Below are 24,581 nucleotides of genomic sequence, written 5' to 3'. Positions count from 1 at the left end.
CCCGTCCGGGTGAGCCGACGGGTGCAGCGGACGGCTGCAGCGGCAGGGGCCCGGGGTCAGCCCCCGGTGACGGCGGACCGCTCCCGCGCGGCGAGCTCCCGCTTGAGCACCTTGCCCGCTGCCGACACCGGGATCGCGTCGATGAAGACGACGTCGCGCAGCCGCTTGTACGGCGTCACCCGCTCGTTGACCGCCGCCATCACCGACTCGGCCGTCAGCGCAGCGCCCGCATCGTCGGCCTTGCGGACGACATAGGCCACCGGCAGCTCCCCGGCCTCCTCGTCCGGCCGCCCGACGACCGCCGCCCCGGCCACCCCGGGAACGCCGAACAGGATCTCCTCCAGCTCCCGCGGGAAGACGTTGTAGCCCTTGTAGAGCAGCATGTCCTTGGTGCGGTCGACGATCGCCAGGTAGCCGTCCCCATCCAGGACGCCGACGTCCCCGGTGTGGAACCAGCCGTCGGGGTCGATCGCCTCGGCGGTCGCCTCGGGCCGGTGCGCGTAGCCGCGCATCACCTGTGGCCCGCGGATGCACACCTCGCCGCGCTCACCGGGCGGCAGCGGGTCGCCGCCGCCCAGGGGCCGGATGCTGATCTCGGTGTCGAACACCGGCACCCCGACCGTGCCGGGCTTGCGGGTGCCCGACCGGTACACCGGGTTGCCGGTGGCCTGCATGGTCACCTCGGTCAGCCCGTACCCCTCGCCGATGACGGCGTGGGGCAGCACCGCCTGCAGCCGCTCGATGAGCGGCACCGGCAGCGGCGCGGCCCCCGAGGAGACCCCGCGGACGCCGGACCAGTCGGCCTCCAGGAAGCCCGGCACCTGCAGTAGCGCCACGAACACCGGCGGCGCCCCGCCGATCGAGGTCACCGCGTACCGGGCGGCGTCCTCGACGTAGCGCGCCGGGTCGAAACGCATGTGGACCACCGTCATCGTCCCGGCCATCACCATGCCGTTGAGGTAGCCGATCGCCCCCATGGCGTGGAACCACGGCGTGAGGTTGATCAGCCGCGCCTCACCCAGCGCCGTCGGGTGCTCGTCCCGCCCCAGCACCTGCCGCAGGGTCACGTCGCCAGCGTCGTCCAGCTCGGGCACCGACCCCGACGACCAGCAGGCCGACTGCAGCACGTTGGTGACGACGGCGCGATGCGGCAGCTCGACGCCCTTGCTGACCCCCGTGGTGCCGCCGGTGTAGGCCAGGTGCGCCAGGTCCGCGGCCGGGTCGACGTCGGCGTCGAGGTGCCGGTCGGTGGGGTCGCCGGCGAGCAGGTCGGCGAGGTCGACGTCCCCGGGCTCCAGCTCCAGGCGGGCGGCGAGGTCGAGGGTGTGCGCCTCCCCGGTGACGACGACGGTCTCCACCGGCGTGGCCGCCAGCGCGGACCGCACGAACGGCAGCACCTGGTCCCAGGTGACCAGCACGCGCGCGCCGGCGTCGGTCAGCTGCGCGGCGAGGTCGGCGGCCGGCAGCAGCGGGTTGGTGGGGGAGAAGGTCGCCCCGGCCAGCAGCACCCCGTAGTAGACCGCCGGGTACTGGCGGCAGTTCGGCATGTGCACCGCGACGACGTCGCCGCGCCCGACGCCGTGGTCGTCCAGCCAGTTGGCGACGGCATGCGCGCGGGCGCCGAGCTCGGTGAAGGTCAGCGGGACGTCGTGGTCGACGAACGCCGTCCGGTCGCCCCAGCGGCGCACCGCCGCCCGCAGGATCGAGCCGACCGGGACCACGGGGTGGTCCAGCGACCGCGGCAGGCCGGGCGGCCAGCTGTGCGCGGTCGGGGTCGGTGCGTCCTGCGTGGCGGTCATGCCCGTCCTCCCTCGCCGAGGCCCACAGCGTGGCGTACGTCACTACCCGTGTCGAGGCCGGACGGTGGGTGAGGATGGCGCCATGAGCGACCAGCGCACGGCCCTCGTCCTCGGGGGTGGGGGCATCACCGGGATCGCGTGGGAGATCGGCGTGCTCGCCGGCCTGGCCGAGGCCGGCGTCGACCTCTCCGGCGCCGACCTCGTGGTGGGCACCTCGGCCGGCTCGGTGGTCGGCGCGTAGCTCACCAGCGGCGCCGACCTGGAGACGCTGTTCGCCCGCCAGCTGGAGCCGCCCACTGGCGAGCAGGCCGCCCGGATGACCCGCTCGGCGCTGCTCCGCTACGGCCTGGCGGTGCTGCGCAGCCGCGGGGACGACGTCGGGTTCCGCCGCCGGATCGGTGCGCTGGCGCTGGCCGCCGAGCGGGCCGGGCTGACCCCGACCGAGCAGGAGCGGCTCGACGTCATCGGTTCCCGCCTGGTCAGCCGGGAGTGGCCGGACCGCGACCTGCGCATCACCGCCGTCGACGCGGAGACCGGCGAGTTCCGCGTGCTCGACCGCACCTCCGGCGTCCCGCTGCTGCAGGCGGTGGCAGCCAGCTGCGCCGTCCCCGGCGTGTACCCGCCGGTCACCATCGACGGCCGCCGTCACGTCGACGGCGGCATGCGCTCGGCGGCCAACGCCGACCTCGCCGACGGGTACGACCGGGTCGTCGTGCTCGCGCCCATCCCGCGCGGCATCGGCCCGCTGGCCAGCGTCGATGCGCGGGTCACCGGGATGGTCGCGCGGGTCGCCGTCGTCTCCCCGGACAACGCCAGCCGCCGCGCCATCGGCCGCAACGTGCTCGACCCCGCCGCCCGGGCGGGCTCGGCGCGCGCCGGCCGGGCGCAGACGGCCGGCACGGCCGCCGAGGTCACCGAGGTCTGGCAGGGCTGAGGGCCCGCGTTCACACCTCGTTCGCCCGAGGGCTCGACAACGGCCACGTCGGCGGGCTGGGATCGACCCGGGCCGGCGACGACGGTCGTCGTCGGAGCCTGGGGAGAAACCCGTGCGAGCTGCCCACCGCCGGACCGCGCTGCTGGCCGCGTCCGTGATCGCCGTCCCGCTGCTGCTGACCGGGCCGGCCACCGCCGCGCCGCCGCAGGAGGAGACCGGCCCCGGCGCCGACGAGCTGCTCGTCATCGGGCACCGCGGCGCGTCGGGCTACCGGCCCGAGCACACCCTGGCCGCCTACGAGCTGGCCGCGCGGATGGGCGCGGACTACATCGAGCCCGACGTCGTGAGCACCAGGGACGGCGTGCTGGTCGCCCGCCACGAGAACGAGATCTCCGGGACGACGGACGTCGCCGAGCGCGCCGAGTTCGCCGACCGGCGCACCACCAAGGTGATCGACGGCGTCGAGCTGACCGGCTGGTTCACCGAGGACTTCACGCTGGCCGAGCTGCGCACGCTGCGCGCGGTGGAGCGGCTGCCCGACGTCCGCGAGGAGAACACCCTCTACGACGGCCTCTACCAGGTGCCGACCCTCGACGAGGTGCTCGAGCTGCGCGAGGAGCTGTCCCGGGAGCTGCGCCGCGAGGTCGGCGTCTACATCGAGACCAAGCACCCCACCTACTTCGACTCCATCGACCTCTCCCTCGAGGAGCCGCTGGTCGAGGACCTGGACGAGGCCCGGCTGGACCACCGCAGGGCGCCGGTGTTCGTGCAGTCCTTCGAGACGGCGAACCTGCGCGAGCTCGACGGGGTGGTCGACGTCCCGCTGGTGCAGCTGCTGTCGGCGACCGGCGCGCCGGCCGACCTGGTGGCCGCCGGCGACGAGCGCACCTACGCCGACCTGGCCACCGCCGAGGGGCTGGCGGAGATCGCGGAGTACGCCGACGGCGTGGGCCCGGAGAAGGGCCAGGTCATCCCGCGGGAGGCCGACGGCACCCTCGGCGACTCGACGTCCCTCGTCGACGACGCGCACGCGGTGGACCTGCTCGTGCACCCGTACACGTTCCGCAACGAGAACACCTTCCTGCCGGCCGAGCTGCGCGAGGGCGCGGCGCCCGACGACTACGGCCGGGCGATCGACGAGCAGCTGGCGTTCTGGGCGACCGGCATCGACGGGATGTTCACCGACAACCCCGACACCGGCGTGGTCTCCCGCGACCTGTTCGAGGACTGAGCCGGGCGGAATGCCGCGTGGCACCAGGGGCGTTCGGCCGGGCGTGAAGGTGGAGATCTGGTCCGACGTCGTCTGTCCCTGGTGCCACATCGGCAAGCGGCGGTTCGAGGCCGCCCTGGAGCGGTTCCCGCACCGTGACGCCGTCGAGGTGGAGTGGAAGTCCTTCGAGCTCGACCCGGGTGCGCCGTCGGCCGCCGCCGGCGACCCCGTCTCGCCGACCGAGTACGCCGAGCGGCTGGCCAGGAAGTACGGGACCTCCGTGCTCGGCGCCCAGCAGATGACCGACCACATGACGCAGCAGGCCGCCGCCGAGGGCCTGGACTTCCGCTTCGACAGGGCGGTGCGCGCCAACACCTTCGACGCCCACCAGGTCATCCACCTGGCCGGTGAGCGCGGGGTGCAGGACGCGGTCAAGGAGCGGCTGCTGACCGCCTACTTCAGCGAGGGCGAGGCGGTCGGCGACCGGGAGACCCTCGTCCGGCTGGCCGCCGCGGCGGGGCTGGACGCCGACGAGGTGCGCGCGGCGCTGGCCGACCAGCGCTACGCCGGGGCGGTCCGGGCCGACGAGGCCGAGGCGCAGGCACTGGGCATCAGCGGCGTCCCGTTCTTCGTCGTCGACCGCAAGTTCGGCGTCAACGGCGCGCAGCCGGCCGACGCGCTGCTGCAGGTGCTCGAGCGGGCCTGGGCCGAGCGGACGCCGCTCATCCCGGTCATCACCGGCGGCGAGGCCTGCGGCCCCGACGGCTGCACGGTCTGAGCAAGGACCCCTCCTGGCCTCCCACCGCGGGGGTGGGGAGGCCAGGAGGGGCCACCAGGAACCCACTTCCGTCAGCCGACGGGCCCGACACCTCCTGGATCGACGAAGACGTCCCGCGACCCGTCGATCACTCCGGTGGGGCCTCAGCCACGGCGCCAGAGCCAGACGCCGACGCCGGCGAACCAGGCGCCCATCAGGTAGGTGACGAGCCAGGCCACCGGCGGCACGAGCAGGCCCACGGCGAAGGCCGTGCTCGCGACGAACAGTGGCTTGCTGACCGCGCGCGCCGCGATCGCGACGGCGATCAGGAAACCGGCGCCGACCCAGCCGGCCACCGGGTGGACGGTGTTCATCACGACGAGCGCGGACTCGGCGCCGACCGGGCTCACCCCGCCGCCGAGCACGAGCGTGCCGACCGTCACCGCGGCCGCCGGGGCGGCGAGGAAGAGGGTCATGAGGAGCAGGTGGCCGGCCGCCAGGACCGGGATAAGCCGCGTCGCCCCGGTGTCCCGGTGGCGGCCCAGCCGGGCGGCCAGCGATCCGGCGACGGCGCTGCCCAGCAGCGCGTAGACGCCGACCAGCACGGCTGCCGGCTGGGCGGACGAGCCGGCCAGGGTGGTGGCCGCCTCCGCGGCGGTGCCTGAGCCCCGCATCGGGTCACCGAAGACCGCCACGGCGCCGCCGGAGGCGACGAGCGCGCCGATCCCAGCCAGCGCGGGCAGCGGCGAGCGGGCCGGGCGCGTGTTCGCCGGCTGGGTCTGCACGGAAGCGGTCATGGCGGGCTCCTTCGCGAGGCGGCGCGACGATCGCGCCGGACACCGGGAACACTTGCCGCTCCCCGTGGTCCGCGCGTCTGCCGCAGGGCAGGGAGCAGGCAGGACTCCGTAGCTCACGGGGTCTGCCGTGCGGACGACGGGGTCAGCCGTCCGGCAGACCCCGGCAGGCTCCCTGCCGCCCTACGCTGCGCGCCATGTCCGAGCTGGGAGCGCACTGGCGCCGCCTGTCGCCGTGGGTGCGCGACGGCGTGCTCGCCACCGCCGTCACCGTCGTCGGCCAGGTGGAGCTGCTCCTCCTGGCCGAGCAGGTCGAGGGCCCGCGGCTGCTGCAGCACGCCACGTTCGCGGTGATGACCGGCAGCCTGCTGCTCCGCCGGCTGCGGCCGGTCACGGCGGCGGCGGCGGTGTCGGCCGGCCTCGCGCTGCAGACGCTCCTCGGCGATGCACCTGCGGTGGCCGGCTTCCTCGCCGTCCTGATCGTCACTTACTCGGTCGCCCAGTACGCCGACCGCCGCCGCGACGCCCTGCTCGGCCTGCTGGCGGTCCTCGCCTCCATCGCGGTGTACCCGTTCGTGAACGCCGACGTCAGCGTCGCCGACGAGATCGCCAACGCGCTCATCCCGACGCTGGTCTGGGTCTTCGCCCGGCTGGCCCGGGAACGGCTCGACCGCGCCGTCCGCGCGGAGCGGGAGGCGGCCGAGCATCGGGAGCGGGCCCGTGAGGCGGACGCCGCCCGCGCCGCCGCCCTGGCCGCCGAGCGGCGGCGGATCGCACGCGAGATGCACGACGTCGTCGGGCACGGAGTCACGCTGATGCTGCTGCACGCCGGCGCCGTGCAGGCCGGCCCGGCGGCGCGCGATCCGCAGACCGCGGCTGCGCTGGACGTGGTGCTCGACGCAGGGCGGACGGCGCTGGACGACCTGCACCGCCTGCTGCGGGTGCTGCGCGACGACACCGCCGGCGACGGTGTGCCCGGCACGCTGGCCGACGTCGAGCGCCTGGCCGAGGCCGCGAGCGCCGAACTCGTCGTCGACGGCCGGCCGGGGCAGGTGTCGGCCGCCGTCGAGGCGACCGCCCACCGGGTCGTCCAGGAGTCCCTCACCAACGTCCGCAGGCACGCGCCCGGGGCCGCCGTCCGCGTGCTGCTGCGGTGGACCGACGCGGCGCTGGAGATCGAGGTGACCGACGACGGGCGGACCCCCGCGGGCGACCACGAGCCCGGCTTCGGACTCCTGGGCATGCGCGAGCGGGTCGCCCTCTTCGACGGGCGGGTCAGCGCCGGGCCGCGCCCCGACGGCCCCGGCTGGCGCACCGTCGCCGTCCTGCCCCTGCCGGTGCCGGTGGCGGCATGACGGTGCGGGTGCTGCTGGCCGACGACGAGGAGCTGGTGCGGGCCGGGCTGCGGATGATCCTCGAGGCCGACCCCGAGATCGAGGTCGTCGGGGAGGCGTCGGACGGCGCGGAGGCGGTCGGTCTGTGCCGGTCCCTCCGTCCCGACGTCGTCCTGGTCGACCTGCGCATGCCCCGGCTGGACGGCATCGGCGCGACCCGGCGGATCACCGCGGACCCCGAGCTCGACGTCGCCGTGGTCGTGCTCACCACCTTCGACGCCGACGAGCACGTGGTCGCCGCCCTCCGTGCGGGGGCCAACGGCTTCCTGCTCAAGTCGATGCCGCGTGACCAGCTCACCGGCGCGGTGCGGGCCGCGGTGCGGGGCGACCGGTTGCTCGCCCCGGCGTTGCTGCACCGGGTCCTCGACGACTTCCTGGCGCGGGCGGGGCCCGCGCCGGGGCGGGCGCCGGGGCTGGACGAGCTGACGCCCCGCGAGACGGAGGTCCTCGTGCTCGTGGCCCGTGGGCTGTCGAACGCCGAGGTGGCCGAGCGGCTGGTGCTGGGGGAGGGCACGGTCAAGACGCACGTCGCTCGGGTGCTGGCCAAGCTCGGCGTCCGTGACCGGGTGCAGGCGGTGATCGCCGCGTACGAGGGCGGCCTGGTCCGCGCCGGCGGGAGGGGGTAGGGCCTCAGCAGCCGGGGTTCCGGCAGCTCAGGGCACCGTCGGTGGTCGTCCACACGGCGGGGACCCTCCACCGGGGAACCCGCGCCCACCGGGACGGCGCCGGTTGTTCCGGGAGATCCTCGCCGGGACCGCGTGTCAGGCGCGGGGCAGAGTGCTCAACGCGGGCCGAGGTGGCGCAGCAGCGTCTCGCCGAGGTCGCGCATCGCGGCGACCTGCTCGGGGGAGAGCTGGTCGAACAGGTGGGTGCGCACGCTCTCCACGTGCACCGGCGCGGCTGCCTCGAGCGCGGCGAACCCGTCGTCGGTGAGGACGGCGAGCTGGCCGCGGCCGTCGTCCGGGCAGACCTGCCGGCGCACCCAGCCGCGCTCTTCCAGCCGGGAGACCGCGTGCGAGAGCCGGCTGCGCGAGGACAGGCAGCGGTCGGCGAGCTCGCTCATCCGCATCATCCGGCCCTCGGTCTCCGACAGGGCGACGAGGATCTCGTAGTAGGCGTGCGAGATGCCGGTGGCGTGCGTGAGCTCGCGGTCGAGCCGGTCGAGCAGCAGCTGGGCGCTGTAGAGCCAGGCGCGCCAGGCCCGCTGCTCCTCGACGTCGAGCCAGCGGGTGCCCTCGGGGCCGGGGTCCCGGGGAGCGAGCGACACGTCGGCGGTCATACCCACGAGGGTACTGGCGGAATAGATGAGCCTTCAACTACAGTTTGAGTCAGCAGATAGTCCAACGCTCAACCACTTGGAGGCACCCATGACCACCGCCACGCAGATCCCCGGTTACGTCGTCGGCACCTGGGACATCGACGCCAGCCACTCGACGGTCGGGTTCTCCGTCCGCCACATGATGGTCAGCAAGGTCCGCGGCTACTTCCGCGACTTCTCCGGCGAGATCGTCACCACCGAGGACCCCACGCAGTCCAGCGTCACCGCGCGCATCAACATGGACTCGATCGACACCCGTCAGGAGCAGCGCGACGCGCACATCAAGTCCGCGGACTTCTTCGACGTGGGCAACCACACCGAGATGACCTTCCGCTCGACCGGCGTCGCCACCGACGGTGCCGACTGGACCGTCACCGGTGACCTGACCATCAAGGGCATCACCAAGTCCGTCGCTCTCCAGCTCGAGCTCAACGGCTTCGGGCCGGACGCCTACGGCGGCACCCGCGCCGGCTTCTCCGCCAAGACCGAGATCTCCCGCAAGGAGTACGGCGTCGACATCGACATGCCGATGGACGGCGGCGGCGTCGTCGTCGGCGACAAGATCACCGTCGAGCTCGAGATCGAGGCCGTGCTCCGCACCGCCTGAAAGAGGACCCCCTCCTCCCCACCCCTCGCAAGCTCGGGGCGGTGCCCTGGAGGGGGCCGAACCTGACGATGATCACGGTTGCACGAGGGCCCTGGACGCCGCGTCGCGTCCGGGGCCCTCGCCGTGTTCACCGCCTGCGCGAGTGGGCAGTTGCGGTCGCTCGTGCCGGCGCGTCAGCGCGTGTCGCCGACCGCAACTGCCCACTGGGGGTCCCGGCCGGGGGACCCCCTCGTGCGCACTGCGGGGGAGACTGGGCGCATGACGAGCTCGACCCTGACCCGCGCGCGCACCCGCATCCCCTCCGCCCTCCTGGTCGCCGTCGGCCTGGCGGCCGGCTTCGGCGTCGCGCAGGCCACCGGGGTGCGCGCGCTCGGCGGCGCGCTGTTCTTCGGTGCCGGGCTGGGCGCGGCCTGGCTGTGCGCCGAGCGCCGCGGCTGGGCGGTCACCCTCGGCCTGGGTGCGCTCTACATCGGCGCCTTCGTGCTCGCGCACGTGCTGGCGCTCGGCGTCGGGATGGCGTCCTGGCTCGCGGTCGCTCTGGTGACCCTCGTCGCCACCGGGGTCACCTACGCGGTGGCCGACCGGGCCTGACCCGCCCGCACAGGACTCGCGCCGCAGGACGGCGGTCGGCGTCCGCAGCGGCCGGCCGTGCTCGAGGAGGGCGCCGGCTCCCGGGGGTGAGTCCGCTCACGTCAGGGATAGGGCGCCGAGCGCCTAGCATGGGAAGGTCGCCGGGCCGGCGGCTGTTGACCCTGGTGTCTGGGCGCTCCGCAACGGAGTCGGACGCGCCGACCCCCTGATCTCCCTCGAGGTGCCCTTCCGCATGCCCATCCGCGACGACCTGCGCAACGTGGCGATCATCGCCCACGTCGACCACGGCAAGACGACCCTGGTCGATGCCCTCCTCCGCCAGGCCGGCGCCCTCGGGCGCGCCAAGGGCGAGGGGACGGACAACGACTCCACGCAGGACCGCGTCATGGACTCGATGGACCTCGAGCGTGAGCGCGGCATCACCATCCTCGCCAAGAACACCGCCATCCGGCTGGCCGACGAGAACGGCAACCCGGTGACGGTCAACATCGTCGACACCCCCGGCCACGCCGACTTCGGCGGCGAGGTCGAGCGCGGCCTGTCGATGGTGGACGGCGTCGTGCTGCTCGTCGACGCCTCCGAGGGCCCGCTGCCGCAGACCCGCTTCGTGCTGCGCAAGGCGCTCGGCAAGGGCATGCCGGTGATCCTCGTGGTGAACAAGACCGACCGTTCCGACGCGCGCATCGGCGAGGTCGTCGACGAGGCCTACGAGCTGTTCATGGAGTTGCTCGAGGACTCCGGCATGGACGTCGACAACCTCGACTTCCCGATCGTCTACAGCAACGGTAAGACCGGGCAGGCCTCGCTCACCCGGCCCGCCGACGGCACCTCGCCGGACAGCCCGGACCTCTCGCCGCTGGTGAAGACGCTGCTGGACACCATCCCGGCGCCGACCTACGACGCCGAGGAGCCGCTGCGGGCGCAGGTCACCAACCTCGACGCCTCCCCCTACCTCGGCCGGCTGGCGCTGCTGCGCATCCACTCCGGCACGATGAAGAACGGCCAGCAGGTCGCCTGGTGCCGCACCGACGGCACGATCAAGAATGTCAAGATCACCGAGCTGCTCGTGACCGAGGGCCTCACCCGCACCCCGGCCGACAGCGCCGGTCCGGGCGAGCTCGTCGCCATCGCCGGCATCGAGGACGTCATGATCGGCGACACGCTCGCCGACCCGAACGACCCGCGCCCGCTGCCCCCGTTGACCGTCGACGAGCCGTCGATCTCGATCACGATCGGGATCAACACCTCGCCGCTGTCGGGCAAGTCGGGCAAGAAGCTCACCGCTCGCCTGATCAAGAACCGCCTCGACCAGGAGCTGGTCGGCAACGTCTCGGTGCGGATGCTGCCCACCGACCGCCCCGACACCTGGGAGATGCAGGGCCGCGGCGAGCTGGCGCTGGCCATCCTCGTGGAACAGCTGCGTCGCGAGGAGTTCGAGCTCACTGTTGGCCGGCCGACCGTTGTCACCAAGACCATCGACGGCAAGCTGCACGAGCCGGTCGAGCGGGTCACCATCGACACCCCGGGCGAGTACGTCGGCACCCTGACCCAGGCGCTCGCCGTCCGTCGCGGGCGGCTGGAGAACCTGGTGCACCACGACACCGGCTGGGCGCGGATGGAGTACATCGTGCCGTCGCGTGGCCTGATCGGGTTCCGCACCGAGTTCCTCACCGAGACCCGCGGCACCGGCGTCCTCAACCACAACCTCGAGGGCTACGAGCCGTGGCTGGGCGACATGCGCGCCCGCCCGACCGGCTCGCTGGTCGCCGACCGCCAGGGCGTGGCGACGACGTACTCGATGTTCTCGCTGCAGGAGCGCGGCCAGCTGATGGTGCAGCCGGGCACCGAGGTCTACGAGGGCATGATCGTCGGTGAGAACTCCCGTCCGGACGACATGGACGTGAACATCACCAAGGAGAAGAAGCTCACCAACATGCGCAAGTCCACCTCCGAGGAGCTGGAGCGGCTCATCCCGCCGCGCATCCTGAACCTGGAGCAGGCGCTGGAGTTCTGTGCCGAGGACGAGTGCGTCGAGGTCACTCCGGCCACCGTCCGCATCCGCAAGGTGGTGCTCGACCAGACCGAGCGGGGCAAGGCCAAGAACCGCAAGCCCAAGTAAGAGGACCCCGTTCTCCCCACCGCTCGCAGGCTCGCGGCGGTGCCCTGAACGGGGCCAGAGAGGCCCCGTCCGGCGTGTCCGGGCGGGGCCTCTGGCGTGTCGCGGAGCCGGAGGCGCAGCTGCGTTGACACCTCTTTCCGGGCCTCCCTAGCGTCGGATGGCGTTCCGGGGCCGCACCGCGGGGGAGCCGGGCGCACGCCGTCGGCGAGGACGGGCCCGGCAGCGGTCCTGCCACCGTGCGACGACGCCGGTGGACCGCCCACGGACACCGGAGTCCCCATGCCCGGACAGCACCCCAGCCCGTTCCGCACCGCGCGTCGCCGCACGCTGGTCGCCGTCCTCGGCGCCGGCCTGCTGGCCGGCGGCCTCGCCGCACCGGCAGGCGCGACCGACGACGACGGGCAGGACGGCGGCGGTGGCGGCGGTCCGAGCACGAGCGTCGAGCCCTTCGGCGCCACCCCCGACGGCACCGCGGTCGAGCGCTGGACCCTGTCCCACGGCGACACGACGATGCGCGTGCTGACCTTCGGCGGCGTCATTCAGACCCTGGAGGTGCCCGACGCCGACGGGGACGTGGACAACGTCGTCCTCGGCTTCGCCGACCTCGAGGGCTACCTCGCCGAGGACGACCCCTACTTCGGCTCGCTCATCGGCCGCTACGGCAACCGCATCGCCGAGGGCCGGTTCACCCTGGACGGCGCGACGTACCAGCTGCCGCTCAACGACGGCCCCAACACGCTGCACGGCGGCCCCGCGGGCTTCTCGGAGCGGGTCTGGACCGCCACCGACGTCAGTGACGACGAGGTGGCCGCCCTGCAGCTGCAGCTGGTCAGCGAGGACGGCGACCAGGGCTTCCCCGGCACGCTCACCACGACGGTCACCTACCGGCTGGACGCCGAGTCGCGGCTGACCGTGCACTACCAGGCGACGACCGACGCCCCGACCGTCGTCAACCTGACCCAGCACACCTACTGGAACCTGGCCGGCGAGGGCTCCGGGGACGTCTACGACCACGAGCTGCAGCTCGACGCCAGTGGCTTCACGCCGGTCGACGAGACGCTCATCCCGACCGGCGAGATCGCCCCGGTCGAGGGCACGCCGTTCGACTTCCGCGAGCCCACCCCGATCGGCGCGCGCATCCGCGTGGCCGACCAGCAGCTGCTGTACGGGCAGGGCTACGACCACAACTGGGTGCTGGACCGGGAGGACGACGGTGCGCGGGAGGGCTCCGACAGCGAGGACGCGCTCGCGGAGGCCGCCGTGCTGCACGACCCGGCCAGCGGCCGGACGCTGACGATCTCCACCACCGAGCCGGGCATCCAGTTCTACTCGGGCAACTTCCTCGACGGCACGCTCGTGGGCACCGGCGGCGGGGTCTACCGGCAGGGCGACGGGCTGGCGCTGGAGACACAGCACTTCCCGGACTCGCCGAACCAGCCGGACTTCCCCTCCACGGTGCTGCGCCCGGGCGAGGTCTACGACAGCACGACGGTCTTCGAGCTCACCTCCTGACCCCTGCCGCCTCCTGTCGGCGATTTCCGCGGAAATCGCCGACCAGGGGTGTCGTGACCGTTCCGTGACCAGACGTGACGGCCGGCCGGGGGGCGCCGACCCGCCCACGACACGCTCACCGGGACCCACCACCTCGGCTGCCTACGTTCTCCTCGGGGCCGTGTAGGCGGGCCCGGGGATCGACGAGGAGGCGACGCTGATGAGGACCACCCGGCACACGCTGGCGGCGGAGGGACACCGCGGCGGGATCGACGTCCGGGTGAGCCTGCGCAGCGACGCGGGGTCCGGCGAGCAGGCCTTCGACGGGGCCTGGTTCCCGCGCAGCCGCGACCTCGCCGTCGAGCTGCCCGAGCTGGTGGCCGCGCTGGACAAGCGCGGGCTGCGCGTCGAGCGCTTCACCTACCCGCTCGACGCCTGGTCCCCGGCGCCGCGCAAGGTCGTCGTCGGCGGGCGGGTCGTCCGCACCGGCGGCTTCCGCAGCATGGACGCCGGGGTGGTCTGCCTGACCTGGGCCGGCGGCACCCGGCGCGCCGACCTGCTCGTCGTCCCCCCGGAGACCGACGTCATCACCGGCGCGCGGGCGCTGCGGCTGTGCACCCGCCGCGGCCTGCCGCGCTCGCCGCAGATGGTGCTGGCGGCCGCCCGCTCCACCCCGCTGCCCCAGGTGCCGGCGGGCGCGCCCTACACCCGGGCTGTCTAGGGGGCCTGCGCCGACAGCGAACCGGCTGGACGGCGGGGGAGCGGCTCGGCTGGGCTTGCGGCATGCGACTGCTCGTCCTCGGCGGCACCTCATTCCTCGGCCGGCACGTGGTGACGGCGGCCCTCGACCGCGGCCACGAGGTCGCGACGTTCACCCGCGGCGTCTCCGGGGACCCGCCCGCCGGCGCCCGCGCGCTGCACGGCGACCGGGACGACGCCGCCGCGCTGCCGGCCGCGCTCGACGGCTGGGCGCCCGAGATCGTCGTCGACACGTCCTGTCAGACCCGGGCGGCCGCCCGCAACGCCGCAGCCGTGCTGGGTGGCGTGCGCGGGTACGCCTTCGTCAGCAGCCTCAACGCCTACGCGACCTGGCCGCCGGGCCCGATCGGCCCCGAGGAGGGCGAGCCGACCTGGGACACCGAGGACGACGACTACGGCCCGGTCAAGGTGTACGCCGAGCGGGAGATCGGGGCCGCGGTGCCGGGCCGGTTCCTCACCGCGCGGGCCGGGCTGATCGTTGGTCCGGACGACCGGGTGGACCGGCTGGGCTGGTGGCTGCGGCGGATCGCGCGGGGCGGCCGGGTCGTCGTCCCCGCGGAGGGGTGGGACCAGCCGATCGCTGCGGTGGACGTCCGTGACCTCGCCGGCTGGCTGGTGCAGATGGCCGAGCAGGGCTCCGCCGGCGCGGTGAACGCCACGGGTCCGGCGGGCATGGCGACCCTCGGCGGCCTGCTGGAGCTCTGCCGGGAGGTGACCGGTGGCGACGCGGAGTGGGTCCGGGTGCCGAAGGCCGAGCTGCTCGCGGCCGGCGTCGAGCCGTGGCTGCACCTGCCGCTGTGGCTGCCGGCCGAGGTGGCCCGGACCGCCTGGGACGTCGACACCACCCGAGCGCGCGAGCTGGGGCTGCCCAGCCGGCCGCTGGCGCAGACCGTCACCGACACCTGGGCCTGGTTGCGCGGCGTCGAGTCCTTGCCGCCCCCGCCGCACGGCCTGCCCCGTCCCGGACTGCCCGCCGACCTGGAGGCCGCGCTCCTGACCGGCCGCTGAGACGCCGAGGGGCCCCGCCCGGCAGCAGCCGGACGAGGCCCCTGGAGGGGGTCCTTCTTCAGTCCCGCGGGTCGCTGGGCCGGCCCGCCGTGACGTCGCGGCGCAGGTCGGCGGCGTCCGCACCGTCGGCTGGGGGCACCGGGTGCTCGGCCTCGGCCAGCCGGGCGGCCTCGGCGGCCAGGGCGTCGGCGGACTCCAGCGCGCGGTCCTTGCGGTACTCGCGGAAGGAGTGGACGACGGCCGCCACCCAGACGGCGACGAGCAGCGCGTAGACCACGTAGCGCACCGGGTCGGAGGCGTCGATCCACTCACTGCGCAGCAGCGTCCGGCTGTTGGTCAGCACGATGGCGCCGCCGACCAGCGAACCGAGCATCCGCGGCGGCACGTGCCGCACGAGCCAGGCGGCGATCGGGGCGGCGACCAGTCCGCCGGCCAGCAGACCGAGCACCCACACCATGTCGATGCCCTGCGAGCCGAGCGCGACCAGGAAGCCGAGGCTGGCCGCGAGGGCGACCAGGAACTCCGAGGTGTCGATCGAGCCGATGACCTTGCGCGGCTCCATCCGGCCGCTGGCGAGCAGGGCAGGGGTGCCGACCGGGCCCCAGCCGCCGCCGCCGGTGGCGTCGATGAAGCCGGCGGCCAGGCCGAGCGGGCCCAGGAAGCGCTTGCGCACCGGCTTGCCGAGGTGCCGGCGGTCGATCCCGCGGAGGGTGAAGCGCACCAACAGGTAGACGCCGATCGAGACCAGGACCAGTGACATGACCGGGGCGGCGACCGCGGTCGAGAGGTTCGAGAGGAAGTTCGCGCCGAGGAAGGCGCCGATAGCGCCCGGGACGCCGACCTTGGCGACGACCTTCCAGTCGACGTTGCCGAACTTCCAGTGCGACAGGCCCGACGCCAGCGTCGTTCCGATCTCGGCGAGGTGGATGGTGGCCGACGCGGCGGCCGGGTTGGTGCCGATGGCGAGCAGCAGGGTCGTCGACGTGACGCCATAGGCCATGCCGAGGCTGCCGTCGACGAGCTGGGCACCGAGGCCCACGAGGGCGAGCAGGACGAGCATCTTCACGGGCTGGGTCTCCGGATCCGGGGAGGGCCGCGGGCGCGCGACGAGGCGCAGCGCAGCGCGGGGAGAGCGAGGGGGTGCGCGGAGCGCGGGAGGTCAGCAGCCCGGACAGCAGGCGGTGCAGACGCGCAGCAGGTCGACGTGGATCCGCCCCACCAGGAGCACCGTCGTCGCCGCCACGGGTCAATGTCTACCAGATCGGTGCACATATGCCCAAAGGACGTCCCGGCGCGTCGGACGCCCGGGTTCAGGCCCGCGCGCTCGCCGCGCCGTCCTCGCCCAGGGCGTCGACCAGGTCGGCCCGCGCTCGGGCGACCCGGGACCGGATGGTGCCCACCGGGCAGCCGGCGACCTCCGCGGCCTCCGCGTAGGGCAGCCCCAGCAGCTGGGTGAGCACGAAGGCCTCGCGGCGGTCGGGGGCGAGCCGGGCCAGCAGGTCGGCGACCGCGGCGCCCTCGCCCACCCGGTCGGCGGCGTCGCCGGTGCCCAGGGCCTCGAGCTCGGCGTCCTCGCGTACGAGGGTGAGCCGGCGGCGCCGGCGGGACCGGACGGCGTCGGCGCACACCCGTCGGGCGATCGACAGCAGCCAGGTGCGCAGCGACGAGCGCCCCTCGAAGCGGTGAAGGGACCCGAAGGCGCGCAGGTAGGTCTCCTGCGTCAGGTCGTCGGCGGACTGCCGGTCGCCGAGGGCCGCGCACAGCCGCCAGACGTCGGACTGGGTGGCGCGCACGAGGGCTGCTGCGGCGAGGGGGTCGCCGTCGACGGCGGCAGCCGCCAGCCGCTCCAGGTCGCCCACGTCTCCCATCCTCCCCGCCGGACCGTCCTCCGGGCTCCACCCGAGATGAGGGGGAACCAATCGGCTCCGGGAGACGACCACCCCATCATGCAGTGCACCCCGTACCGCGAGGCGCTCTCCGCCCGGCTCGACGGCGAGTCGCCCGGCCTGCCCGCCGGCGAGCTCGACGCGCACCTGGACGCGTGCCCCTCCTGCGCGGCCTGGGCCCGGCAGGCCGAGCTGGTCACCCGCCGCGCCCGGCTGGCCCCCGCTCCCGCCGTGCCCGATCTCACGGCGACGGTGCTGGCCGCACTGCCCCGCGAGCTGCCCGGCACGGCCGCGGCCGCCCGCGCCCGCCTGGCCGCCGCCGCGCTGCGCCTGGCCCTGCTGGCCGTCGGCGTCGCGCAGGCCGCCTTCGCCTGGCCCTCGCTCACCACCGGCACCGCGGCGATGAGCGCGCCGGTGCACATGGCCCACGAGACCGGGGCCTGGAACCTGGGCACCGCCGCGGCCTTCCTCGCCGTGGCCGCTGCGCCCCGACTGGCCGCCGGCGCACTGCCGTTCCTCGGCACGTTCGCCGCACTCCTCGCCGCCCTCACCGTCGCCGACCTGCGGGCCGGGCACGTGCACGCCGAGCGGGCGGTGACCCACCTGCTGCTGCTCGCCGGCGTGGCGCTGGTCGGCAGCGTCGCCTGGCGGGGACGCCGGCGCCGGGCCCTGCCGGCCGTCGGCCGGCAGCGGGTGCCCGCGTGACCCGCCGCGCGCCCGCGGCGCCGCTGCTCCTGCTGGCCCTGGTCGGGCTGTGGTCGGTGGCGGGGGTGGTGACCGCGCCGCCGGCCGCCGCCCACGCCGAGCTGGTGTCGACCGCCCCGGCCGAGGGCGCCCGGCTCGACGAGGCCCCGGACCGGGTCACGCTGACCTTCACCGAGGGCGTCTCGCTCGGCGCCGGCTACGCCCGCGTGCTCGACGCCGCGGGCGAGCGGGTCGACGCCGGGGACGCCACGGTCGAGGGCGACACCGTCGTCGTCCCGCTGCGGGCGGACCTGCCCGACGACGGCTACCTCGTGACCTACCGGGTGGTCTCGGCCGACTCGCACCCCGTCTCCGGGGCCTTCTCCTTCGCCGTCGGAGACGGCGAGCTGGTGGCCGCCGCGGACGCCACCGCGGGCGCGGGCGACACCGACCCGGTCGTGGCCGCGGCCCTGCCGGCGGCCCGCTGGCTGGGCTTCACCGGGCTGTCCCTCGCGATCGGCGTGCCCGTGCTGCTGCTCACCGCCTGGCCGGCCGGCTGGGCGTCGGCGCGGCTGCGCCGCATGACCACCGGCGGGCTGGTCGCCGTCGCCGCGGGTGCCGCGCTCTCCTTCCTCCTGCAGGGCGCGTACGCCGCGGGCAGCGGGGTGACCACGGTCGCCGACCCGGCGCTGCTGGGAGCCACCGCCGCCTCCGGCAACGGCGCGGCGCACCTGGTGCGGATCGTCCTGGTCGCCGCGCTGGCGGTCGTCCTGCGGTCGGTGTGGCGGCGCGGGGGCCCGGCGGTCATGGACGTCGTCGCCGGCGGTGTCCTCGCCGTCGCCCTCGTCGGGACGGTCGCGGCCGTCGGCCACCCCGTCGCCGGACCGATGCCGGGCCTGGCCGTCACGTCCGCGGCGGTGCACGTCGCGGCGATGGCCGTCTGGCTGGGCGGGCTGGCCGGGCTGCTGGGCGGTGTGCTGCGCGAGGACGCCCCGGCGGACGACGTCGCTCGGGCGCTGCCGCCGTTCTCCCGGCTGGCCGCCGGCTCGGTCACGGCGCTGGTGGTGACCGGCGTCGTCCAGTCGGTCCGCGAGGTCGGCTCACCCGTCGCCCTGGTGACGACGACCTACGGCTGGGTGCTGCTGGCCAAGCTGGCCCTGGTGCTCCTGCTGCTCGCCGCGGCCGGCGTCTCGCGGGTCTGGGTGCAGCAGCACCTCGGCGTCCGGCGGCCCCGGCCCGCGCCGCGCCGCCGGGTCACCGCGCACGCCTTCGCGGCGTCGTCCGAGGAACCCGAGCCCGACCCGGTGGTCGCCTCGGCCGCCGGCGCGCGCGCCGAGGTGCAGGCCGCCGCGGCCGCGGCCGAGCGGCCCGCGCTGCGCCGCTCGGTGCTCGTGGAGCTCGCCGTCGGCCTCGTCGTCCTGGCGCTGTCGGCCGTGCTCGTCGGCACGCCCCCGGCACGCGCGGAGGTCGCCCAGCCGGTCGACGTGACGCTGCCGGTGCAGACCGCGGCGGGGGAGGACGGCAGCGTGCAGGTGTCGGTCGACCCGGCCGCCGCCGGGCCGAACACGCTGCACCTCTACCTGCTCGACGAGCGCGGGCAGCTGACCCAGCCCGTCGACATCCGGGTGGCCCTCACCGAGGAGGCGCAGGAGATCGGCCCGATCGACGTCGCCCTCGAGCCCGCCGGGCCCGGCCACTACGTCGCCGACGGCATGGCGATCCCCGGCGTCGGCACCTGGACCCTCGCGGTCACCGTCCGGCTCGACGAGTTCACCGCCGGCACCGCCAGCACCACGTTCCCGGCCCGCTGACCCGCACCAGCCCGTACCGACAGGAGACCCGTGTCCTCATCCCCGCCCCGACCGCTCGCGCGCCTGGGCGTCGTCGTCCTGGCCCTGCTGACGGCGCTGGCCGCCGCGCTCGCGGGAGCGGGCGCCGCCTCCGCGCACGTCGGCGTCTCCTCGACCGACGCCACCGCCGGCGGCTTCGGCAACCTGACCTTCCGGGTGCCCAACGAGAGCGACACCGCCAGCACCGTCGCGCTGCGCATCGCCATCCCGGAGGAGTCCGCGATGGCCTCGCTGCGGGCGCAGCCGGTGCCCGGCTGGACGGTCACCACGACGACGTCGGACCTGGCGACGCCGCTGGAGAGCCACGGCGAGCAGGTGACCGGCTACGTGTCGGTCGTGGAGTTCCGCGCGGCGGACGGCGGCGGCATCCGGCCCGGCGAGTTCCAGGAATTCGCCCTCTCCGGTGGCCCGTTCCCCGACGCCGGGCAGCTGTCCTTCCCGACGGTGCAGACCTACAGCGACGGCACCGAGTCGGTGTGGATCGAGCCGACGGTCGCGGGCCGGGCCGAGCCGGAGCACCCCGCCCCGGTCCTCGAGCTGAGCTCGGCCGCCGCTCACGGTGCCGCCGCGACGACCACCACGACGACGGCCACCGACACCGCGGCGGCGAGCGCCGGTCACGGCGACGCCGACCCCGACGCGATGGCCCTCCTCGTGTCGATCCTGGCCCTGTTCACCGGTGTAGCCGGCGTCGTCCTCGGGTGGCGGGCAGGCCGTCGTACCGTGTCCTCGTGAGCGAGCTCGCGAGCGAACGCAGAGACACAGCACCTCGGGGCACGCGGCCGACGAGCGTCAGCGAGGAGGAGGCGTGACCTCCTCGTCCCGCAGCCGGCTCGCCGCCCTGACCGTCTCGGCCGGGATCCTGCTGGCCGGCTGCGGGGGTGCGGCTGCCGAGGAGAGCGCCTCCGCCGAGGGCCACGACCACTCCGGCGACGCCCCCGCGGTGGTGGAGGGCCCCGAGGACCGCTACGCCGGGCTGGACCTGCCCGACCCCTACCAGCGGCCCTCCTTCACCCTCACCGGCCCGGACGGGCAGCCCTACGACTTCGGCGCCGAGACCGCCGGCGCGCCGACGCTGCTGTTCTTCGGCTACACCAACTGCCCCGACATCTGCCCGACGACGATGGCCGACGTCGCCGTCGCGCTGCGCGGGGTCGACCCGGCACTGGCCGAGCAGGTGCAGGTGGTCTTCGTCACCACCGACCCGGCGTTCGACACCCCGGAGGTGCTCGCCGAGTACCTGGGCCGTTTCGACGCCGACCTGCCGACCCGCTTCGTCGGGCTGACCGGCGACCAGGCCGCGATCGACCGCGCCCAGCTGGCCGCGGGCGTGCCGCTGGCCGAGGACTCCGGCCGCCTGCACTCCTCGCTGCTGCTGCTGTACGGCGCCGACGACCTCGCCCACGTCGCCTTCGACGCGGGCAACACCAGTCGCGACATCGCCGGCGACCTGGGCCTGGTGGCCGGGGCGTGAGCCGGGCGGCGGCCCGCCTGCTGGTCGTCGTCCTCGGGGTCCTGGCCGCGCTGCTGCTCGCCGGGCCCGCGCAGGCGCACGTGGGCGGGGGCGCCGCGGGCAGCGACTTCGCCGGGCGGGTCCTGGCGGTCGACCCGGCGCTGCCCGGCGTGGTGGTGCGGGTGCTCTCCTTCGGCGACGAGTTCGAGGTGGTCAACCCGACCGCGACCGAGGTCGCGGTGCCCGGCTACTCCGACGAGCCCTACCTGCGCATCGGGCCCGACGGCGTGTGGCGCAACGCGAACAGCCCGGCGACCTACATCAACCTCGACCGGTTCGGCCGGGTGACCCTGCCCGCGCACGCCGACCCCGCCGCCGAGCCGGACTGGGTGCAGGTGTCGACCGGGTCGAGCTACGTCTGGCACGACCACCGCACGCACTGGATGAGCGAGGAGCTGCTGCCGCCCCCGGTGGCCGCCGACCCGACCCGCGAGCACCTGGTGTCGTCGTGGGTGGTGCCGATGACCTACGGCGGCACCCCGGTGCGGGTGCGCGGCGAGCTGACCTGGAGCCCACCGCCGCCGGCCGGGGTGGTGTGGCCGCTCTACGCCGTCCTCGCGCTGGCCCCGGTCGTCGCGGCGCTCCTCGGCCGCGGACCGCGCCCGCTGGGGGCGCTGCTGGTGCTCGGCGGGGTGGCGGCGGTGTACCACGCGGCGACCACCCCCGAGCCGGCGGCGGGCGTCTCCTCGCACGCCGGCGCGCTGGTGTCGGCGCTGCTGTCCGGGGTGGTCGCGCTCGCCGTGGCCGTCGCCGGTCTCGTGGCCGCCGTCCGGGGCCGGGGTGGGCTCACCGCGCTGCTGGCCGTCGTCCTGGGCTGGCTGCTGCTGGTGCAGGGGCTGCCCGACGTCGACGTGCTGTGGGCGGCGAACGTGCTGGCCGAGGGGCCGGTGCTGCTGACCCGCGCGGCGGTGGCGGTGCTGGTGGCCCTGGGCGCCGGCTGCGTGGTCGGGGGCCTGGTCGCCACCCGGCGGTTCCGCGAGAGTCGCCGTCCGGCCGACGAGTTCCTGCCCAGGGGGTAGGTACTCGCCGGCCGGACCGGGCTCACAGCGGGTCGCCGGTCACCGGCTGCAGGTGGCTGCGCTCGGCGAACAGCGCGTTGGCCCGCTCGAGGTCGGCCTCGAAGTCGACCTCGACGGCGGCGTGGTGGGAGATGTCCAGCGGACGGACGCGCAGCCCGGCGGAGGCGATCGCGGTCTCGATGCCGCGCTCGAAGTAGTCCTGCTCCGCGCAGGTGGCGAGGTGCTCGATCAGCACCGGCTTGTCGGCGGCCGAGACGTGGTTGATGCCGACCGCCTCGCCGAGGCCGCCGACCACGGTCTTGGACAGCTCGTCGATCCAGCCCTCAGGGTCGACGGTGTACTTGACCTCCTCGTCGGCGACGGTGGAGGTGTCCACGCACACGAAGCTCTCGTCGGCCCGCAGCGCCGGCAGGGCGGTCTCGAGCACCGCCGGGTCGAAGACGACGTCGCCGTTGAGCCACAGCACGCCGCCGTCGCGGGTGTTCCGCAGGGCGCGCAGCAGGCTCTGCGAGGTGTTGGTGACCCGGTAGTCGGGGTTGTAGGCGAAGCGCACGTCGGGGACCGCCCGCATGACGCGCTCGGCCTCGAAGCCGACGACCACGGTGATGTCGACCGAGGGGCCGAGCACCGAGCGCAGCCCGTCGAGCTGGCGCTGCAGGATGCTGCGGCCGTCGTGCAGCGGGGTCAGCGGCTTGGGCCAGGGTCGGCCCAGCCGGGTCCCCATCCCCGCGGCGAGGATGACGACCTGGACGGGGGCGTCCAGGGGCGGCGCGGCAGGGGCCGGCCCGGTCAGTTCGGCGGTGGTGGCGCGGTCAGCGAGCACGGTCGTCCCCTCCTCGGGTGGTGGTCCCGGCGGCCGGTGCCGACGGGAAGAGCAGGTCGAGGACGCGCTCGGTGGCGTGCCCGTCCTCCAGGTGGCAGAAGGTCTGCTGGAACTCGGCGTAGCGCCCGGCGTAGCGCTCGCGCACCCCGTCGAGGTCGGCGATGGCGTCGATCAGCTCCGCGCTGGTGGACAGCAGCGGGCCGGGGGCGACGTCCTCGAGGTCGAAGTAGAAGCCGCGCAGCTCGTCGCGGAAGTACGCCAGGTCGTAGGTGAAGAACAGCATCGGCCGGCCGGTGATGGCGAAGTCGAACATCGTGGAGGAGTAGTCCGTGACCATGGCGTCGGCGGCCAGGTAGAGCTCCCGGATGTCGGGACGGCTGCAGACGTCGTGCACCGGCGAGCCGTTCACGACCTCCAGCCGGTCCATCACCATGTTGTGCAGCCGCAGCAGCAGCATGTGGTCCTTGCCGAGCCGGGCGGTGAACTCCTCGAGATCGACGGGGAACTCGAAGTCCTGCGGCCCGGTCTTGTTGAACACCAGGTCGTCACGCCAGGTCGGCGTGTAGAGGACGACGGTCTGGTCGTCGGAGATGCCGAGGTCGGCGCGGACGGCGGCCCGGACGGCGTCCCGCTGGGGGCTGCTGAGCAGGTCGTTGCGCGGGTAGCCGGTCTCGTGGATCTCCCCGCGGTAGCCGAAGGCCTTGCGGAGCCGCGGGGTGCTGGCCGCGTTGGGGGACAGCAGCAGGTCCCACTTCGCGATGTCGTGCTCCAGGTAGGCCAGCCGGCCCTCCGGCGCCCAGCGGACGTCGTTGTGGATCCGCTTGAGCGGCGTGCCGTGCCAGGTCTGCAGGTACCGCGCGCCGGGCTTCTTCTCCCAGTCCAGCGGGATGTGGTCGTTGGAGACCACCAGGTCCGCGCCCTCGAGCGCCGCGATGGACTCGGGGCTGCCGAAGGTCACCGTGGCGACGTCGGCGGGGAAGGTCGCCTGGGTGTGCGGGGCCGAGAGCCACGTGTGGGTCGCCTCGACGCCGCGGTCGAGCAGCGCCTCGTAGAGCGCCCGCGGGCTGTCGGAGAAGTGGCCGCGGAAGGCCACGTACACGATGTTCACCCAACTCCTCCCGGAGAGATCAGGTCGCCGGTCGCCCGGCGGGTCAGCACCGGCAGCAGCAGGTCGGCCAGCTGCTGCCAGGACTCCACCACGGCCAGCACGCCGGCGTCGCGGAGCGCCGCCGCCCGCTGCGCGCGCTCGCCCTCGGGCACGAACAGCAGGTTGCCGACGGTAGGGCACCCGGCCCGCACCGCCGACAGCGCGCCCGGCACGGAGTCCTCGACCGCCAGCCCCGCCTCGGGCGCGATGCCCAGTTGCTCGCAGGCGTACAGGTACACCGCCGGGTCGGGCTTGCTGGTCGGCACCGGCAGGGAGTCCTCGGCGCTGAACCGGACGCCGGACGGCATCAGCCCGTCGAGGCCGGTGGCGGTGAAGCAGGCGGCCAGCCGGGTCAGCGCACTGGAGCTGACCACCGCGAGCCGCAGGTGCGCCGACAGGGCCGTGAGGGCGTCGGTGGTCTCCGGGTGCGGGGTCAGCGTGGCGCCCAGGTGGGCGGTGACGGCCCGCTTCTCCTCGGCGACCCACGGCTCGACGTCGACCTCGGGGCACCCGGCCTCGGCGGCCAGCCGGCGCGACGTCGTCCGGAAGTTCATGCCCGTGGTGGCCAGCCGCAGCTCCTCGGGGGTGAACCGGCGCTCGTCGCCGAGGTCGGCGAGGAAGCGGTTGGTCACGTCGGCGGAGGCGACGAACGCCGGCTCCTCGGAGGGGAACAGGTTGCCGTCGGCGTCGCAGAGGAGGACCTCGAGCCGGGCGACGAGCGGCTCGAGGTCCTCCTCTGCGACGCCGACGGCAACCTGTTCCCCTCCGAGGAGCCTGTCTCTTATACTCATGATAGACAACACGAGACAGTACTAGATCGATTATAACTGAATCAGCCTTAAAACAAAAAAAACATACAAACACAATAGAGTACACAA

Annotated in this window: 25 protein-coding genes; 17 read left to right on the top strand and 8 right to left on the bottom strand. The window is 74.6% G+C overall.

Annotated elements, in window-relative coordinates; genetic code table 11:
- Window positions 1-56: 56 nt before the first annotated feature.
- The gene (locus CNO22_RS11665) at window positions 57-1,799 is read right to left on the bottom strand and encodes a class I adenylate-forming enzyme family protein (RefSeq protein ID WP_100499536.1); all 1,743 of its coding nucleotides are present in this window, start codon (window positions 1,797-1,799) and stop codon (window positions 57-59) included.
- 82 nt (window positions 1,800-1,881) lie between these two features.
- On the opposite strand from CNO22_RS11665, the gene CNO22_RS29010 reads away from it, so the two are divergent.
- The 4 genes from CNO22_RS29010 to CNO22_RS11650 all read left to right on the top strand — a co-directional run bounded on the left by CNO22_RS29010 (window position 1,882) and on the right by CNO22_RS11650 (window position 4,721).
- Window positions 1,882-2,040 (top strand): hypothetical protein, encoded by a 159-nt coding sequence (locus tag CNO22_RS29010; protein WP_232806974.1) that lies wholly within the window; start codon window positions 1,882-1,884, stop codon window positions 2,038-2,040.
- Window positions 2,041-2,115: 75 nt separating this feature from the next.
- Window positions 2,116-2,733 (top strand): patatin-like phospholipase family protein, encoded by a 618-nt coding sequence (locus CNO22_RS11660; protein ID WP_232806973.1) that lies wholly within the window; start codon window positions 2,116-2,118, stop codon window positions 2,731-2,733.
- Window positions 2,734-2,845: 112 nt separating this feature from the next.
- Window positions 2,846-3,964, top strand: coding sequence for a glycerophosphodiester phosphodiesterase (locus CNO22_RS11655; RefSeq protein ID WP_100499535.1), 1,119 nt, complete (start codon window positions 2,846-2,848; stop codon window positions 3,962-3,964).
- Window positions 3,965-4,013: 49 nt separating this feature from the next.
- A complete protein-coding gene (locus CNO22_RS11650) occupies window positions 4,014-4,721 on the top strand; it encodes a DsbA family oxidoreductase (protein WP_232806972.1) in 708 nt (235 codons plus the stop codon).
- 143 nt (window positions 4,722-4,864) lie between these two features.
- Here CNO22_RS11650 and CNO22_RS11645 read toward each other — a convergent pair whose 3' ends face one another.
- Complete coding sequence (locus tag CNO22_RS11645) at window positions 4,865-5,497, bottom strand: hypothetical protein (RefSeq protein ID WP_100499533.1); 633 nt, start codon at window positions 5,495-5,497, stop codon at window positions 4,865-4,867.
- A 194-nt stretch (window positions 5,498-5,691) separates the two neighbouring features.
- Here CNO22_RS11645 and CNO22_RS11640 point away from each other — a divergent pair, with 194 nt between their 5' ends.
- Both CNO22_RS11640 and CNO22_RS11635 read left to right on the top strand, forming a co-directional pair.
- Window positions 5,692-6,849 (top strand): sensor histidine kinase, encoded by a 1,158-nt coding sequence (locus tag CNO22_RS11640; protein WP_100499532.1) that lies wholly within the window; start codon window positions 5,692-5,694, stop codon window positions 6,847-6,849.
- A complete protein-coding gene (locus CNO22_RS11635; RefSeq protein ID WP_100499531.1) occupies window positions 6,846-7,514 on the top strand; it encodes a response regulator in 669 nt (222 codons plus the stop codon). The genes CNO22_RS11640 and CNO22_RS11635 overlap by 4 nt, the downstream gene beginning before the upstream one ends.
- Before the next feature lie 155 nt (window positions 7,515-7,669).
- On the opposite strand, the gene CNO22_RS11630 is transcribed toward CNO22_RS11635, so the two are convergent.
- Window positions 7,670-8,167, bottom strand: a complete 498-nt coding sequence (locus CNO22_RS11630; protein ID WP_232806971.1) for a MarR family winged helix-turn-helix transcriptional regulator — start codon at window positions 8,165-8,167, stop codon at window positions 7,670-7,672.
- Window positions 8,168-8,255: 88 nt separating this feature from the next.
- On the opposite strand from CNO22_RS11630, the gene CNO22_RS11625 reads away from it, so the two are divergent.
- The 6 genes from CNO22_RS11625 to CNO22_RS11600 all read left to right on the top strand — a co-directional run bounded on the left by CNO22_RS11625 (window position 8,256) and on the right by CNO22_RS11600 (window position 14,781).
- The gene (locus CNO22_RS11625) at window positions 8,256-8,813 is read left to right on the top strand and encodes a YceI family protein (RefSeq protein WP_100499529.1); all 558 of its coding nucleotides are present in this window, start codon (window positions 8,256-8,258) and stop codon (window positions 8,811-8,813) included.
- 258 nt (window positions 8,814-9,071) lie between these two features.
- Window positions 9,072-9,404: a hypothetical protein gene (locus CNO22_RS11620; RefSeq protein WP_100499528.1), complete on the top strand. Its 333-nt coding sequence runs from the start codon at window positions 9,072-9,074 to the stop codon at window positions 9,402-9,404.
- Between the two features lie 232 nt (window positions 9,405-9,636).
- A complete protein-coding gene (gene typA, locus CNO22_RS11615) occupies window positions 9,637-11,523 on the top strand; it encodes a translational GTPase TypA (RefSeq protein WP_100499527.1) in 1,887 nt (628 codons plus the stop codon).
- Window positions 11,524-11,802: 279 nt separating this feature from the next.
- Window positions 11,803-13,035, top strand: coding sequence for an aldose epimerase family protein (locus tag CNO22_RS11610; RefSeq protein ID WP_100499526.1), 1,233 nt, complete (start codon window positions 11,803-11,805; stop codon window positions 13,033-13,035).
- A gap of 199 nt (window positions 13,036-13,234) precedes the next feature.
- Complete coding sequence (locus tag CNO22_RS11605; protein ID WP_100499525.1) at window positions 13,235-13,735, top strand: DUF5994 family protein; 501 nt, start codon at window positions 13,235-13,237, stop codon at window positions 13,733-13,735.
- Window positions 13,736-13,797: 62 nt separating this feature from the next.
- Window positions 13,798-14,781, top strand: a complete 984-nt coding sequence (locus tag CNO22_RS11600; RefSeq protein ID WP_100499524.1) for an NAD-dependent epimerase/dehydratase family protein — start codon at window positions 13,798-13,800, stop codon at window positions 14,779-14,781.
- A 58-nt stretch (window positions 14,782-14,839) separates the two neighbouring features.
- Here the strand turns inward: CNO22_RS11600 and CNO22_RS11595 are convergent, their stop codons facing one another.
- Window positions 14,840-15,841, bottom strand: coding sequence for a sulfite exporter TauE/SafE family protein (locus CNO22_RS11595; RefSeq protein ID WP_232806975.1), 1,002 nt, complete (start codon window positions 15,839-15,841; stop codon window positions 14,840-14,842).
- A 250-nt stretch (window positions 15,842-16,091) separates the two neighbouring features.
- Window positions 16,092-16,649 (bottom strand): sigma-70 family RNA polymerase sigma factor, encoded by a 558-nt coding sequence (locus CNO22_RS11590; RefSeq protein ID WP_232806970.1) that lies wholly within the window; start codon window positions 16,647-16,649, stop codon window positions 16,092-16,094.
- A 78-nt stretch (window positions 16,650-16,727) separates the two neighbouring features.
- Here CNO22_RS11590 and CNO22_RS11585 point away from each other — a divergent pair, with 78 nt between their 5' ends.
- From CNO22_RS11585 to CNO22_RS11565, 5 genes are all read left to right on the top strand, one after another.
- Window positions 16,728-17,372: a zf-HC2 domain-containing protein gene (locus CNO22_RS11585; protein WP_100499521.1), complete on the top strand. Its 645-nt coding sequence runs from the start codon at window positions 16,728-16,730 to the stop codon at window positions 17,370-17,372.
- Window positions 17,369-19,162: a copper resistance CopC/CopD family protein gene (locus CNO22_RS11580; protein WP_100499520.1), complete on the top strand. Its 1,794-nt coding sequence runs from the start codon at window positions 17,369-17,371 to the stop codon at window positions 19,160-19,162. Before CNO22_RS11585 ends, CNO22_RS11580 begins: the two co-directional genes overlap by 4 nt.
- Window positions 19,163-19,192: 30 nt before the next feature.
- The gene (locus tag CNO22_RS11575; protein WP_100499519.1) at window positions 19,193-19,936 is read left to right on the top strand and encodes a YcnI family protein; all 744 of its coding nucleotides are present in this window, start codon (window positions 19,193-19,195) and stop codon (window positions 19,934-19,936) included.
- A gap of 73 nt (window positions 19,937-20,009) precedes the next feature.
- The gene (locus CNO22_RS11570; protein ID WP_100499518.1) at window positions 20,010-20,675 is read left to right on the top strand and encodes an SCO family protein; all 666 of its coding nucleotides are present in this window, start codon (window positions 20,010-20,012) and stop codon (window positions 20,673-20,675) included.
- The gene (locus CNO22_RS11565) at window positions 20,672-21,733 is read left to right on the top strand and encodes a hypothetical protein (protein ID WP_100499517.1); all 1,062 of its coding nucleotides are present in this window, start codon (window positions 20,672-20,674) and stop codon (window positions 21,731-21,733) included. The genes CNO22_RS11570 and CNO22_RS11565 overlap by 4 nt, the downstream gene beginning before the upstream one ends.
- Before the next feature lie 22 nt (window positions 21,734-21,755).
- Here the strand turns inward: CNO22_RS11565 and CNO22_RS11560 are convergent, their stop codons facing one another.
- Genes CNO22_RS11560 through CNO22_RS11550 form a run of 3 tightly spaced genes read right to left on the bottom strand, consistent with a single transcriptional unit; the run spans window position 21,756 to window position 24,494 of the window.
- On the bottom strand, window positions 21,756-22,556 hold the full coding sequence (locus CNO22_RS11560; protein WP_100499516.1) for a phosphocholine cytidylyltransferase family protein: 801 nt from the start codon (window positions 22,554-22,556) through the stop codon (window positions 21,756-21,758).
- Window positions 22,546-23,664 carry a CDP-glycerol glycerophosphotransferase family protein gene (locus tag CNO22_RS11555; protein WP_100499515.1) on the bottom strand — a complete coding sequence of 373 codons (1,119 nt, stop codon included), beginning with the start codon at window positions 23,662-23,664 and terminating at the stop codon, window positions 22,546-22,548. The genes CNO22_RS11560 and CNO22_RS11555 overlap by 11 nt, the downstream gene beginning before the upstream one ends.
- On the bottom strand, window positions 23,661-24,494 hold the full coding sequence (locus CNO22_RS11550; RefSeq protein ID WP_100499514.1) for an HAD family hydrolase: 834 nt from the start codon (window positions 24,492-24,494) through the stop codon (window positions 23,661-23,663). The genes CNO22_RS11555 and CNO22_RS11550 overlap by 4 nt, the downstream gene beginning before the upstream one ends.
- Window positions 24,495-24,581: the final 87 nt, after the last annotated feature.

It is taken from the genome of Geodermatophilus chilensis (assembly GCF_002802985.1).
GTDB lineage: Bacteria > Actinomycetota > Actinomycetes > Mycobacteriales > Geodermatophilaceae > Geodermatophilus > Geodermatophilus chilensis.
This window is presented reverse-complemented; position numbering and strand designations above follow the sequence as displayed.

Excerpts from the sequence above, each read along its gene's own strand:
- CNO22_RS11665 (WP_100499536.1), bottom strand. The coding sequence starts at position 1,799 with ATGACCGCCACGCAGGACGCACCGACCCCGACCGCGCACAGCTGGCCG.
- CNO22_RS29010 (WP_232806974.1), top strand. The coding sequence starts at position 1,882 with ATGAGCGACCAGCGCACGGCCCTCGTCCTCGGGGGTGGGGGCATCACC.
- CNO22_RS11660 (WP_232806973.1), top strand. The coding sequence starts at position 2,116 with ATGACCCGCTCGGCGCTGCTCCGCTACGGCCTGGCGGTGCTGCGCAGC.
- CNO22_RS11645 (WP_100499533.1), bottom strand. The coding sequence starts at position 5,497 with ATGACCGCTTCCGTGCAGACCCAGCCGGCGAACACGCGCCCGGCCCGC.
- CNO22_RS11640 (WP_100499532.1), top strand. The coding sequence starts at position 5,692 with ATGTCCGAGCTGGGAGCGCACTGGCGCCGCCTGTCGCCGTGGGTGCGC.
- CNO22_RS11635 (WP_100499531.1), top strand. The coding sequence starts at position 6,846 with ATGACGGTGCGGGTGCTGCTGGCCGACGACGAGGAGCTGGTGCGGGCC.
- CNO22_RS11630 (WP_232806971.1), bottom strand. The coding sequence starts at position 8,167 with ATGACCGCCGACGTGTCGCTCGCTCCCCGGGACCCCGGCCCCGAGGGC.
- CNO22_RS11625 (WP_100499529.1), top strand. The coding sequence starts at position 8,256 with ATGACCACCGCCACGCAGATCCCCGGTTACGTCGTCGGCACCTGGGAC.
- CNO22_RS11620 (WP_100499528.1), top strand. The coding sequence starts at position 9,072 with ATGACGAGCTCGACCCTGACCCGCGCGCGCACCCGCATCCCCTCCGCC.
- typA (WP_100499527.1), top strand. The coding sequence starts at position 9,637 with ATGCCCATCCGCGACGACCTGCGCAACGTGGCGATCATCGCCCACGTC.
- CNO22_RS11610 (WP_100499526.1), top strand. The coding sequence starts at position 11,803 with ATGCCCGGACAGCACCCCAGCCCGTTCCGCACCGCGCGTCGCCGCACG.
- CNO22_RS11605 (WP_100499525.1), top strand. The coding sequence starts at position 13,235 with ATGAGGACCACCCGGCACACGCTGGCGGCGGAGGGACACCGCGGCGGG.
- CNO22_RS11600 (WP_100499524.1), top strand. The coding sequence starts at position 13,798 with ATGCGACTGCTCGTCCTCGGCGGCACCTCATTCCTCGGCCGGCACGTG.
- CNO22_RS11595 (WP_232806975.1), bottom strand. The coding sequence starts at position 15,841 with ATGCTCGTCCTGCTCGCCCTCGTGGGCCTCGGTGCCCAGCTCGTCGAC.
- CNO22_RS11590 (WP_232806970.1), bottom strand. The coding sequence starts at position 16,649 with ATGGGAGACGTGGGCGACCTGGAGCGGCTGGCGGCTGCCGCCGTCGAC.
- CNO22_RS11585 (WP_100499521.1), top strand. The coding sequence starts at position 16,728 with ATGCAGTGCACCCCGTACCGCGAGGCGCTCTCCGCCCGGCTCGACGGC.
- CNO22_RS11550 (WP_100499514.1), bottom strand. The coding sequence starts at position 24,494 with ATGAGTATAAGAGACAGGCTCCTCGGAGGGGAACAGGTTGCCGTCGGC.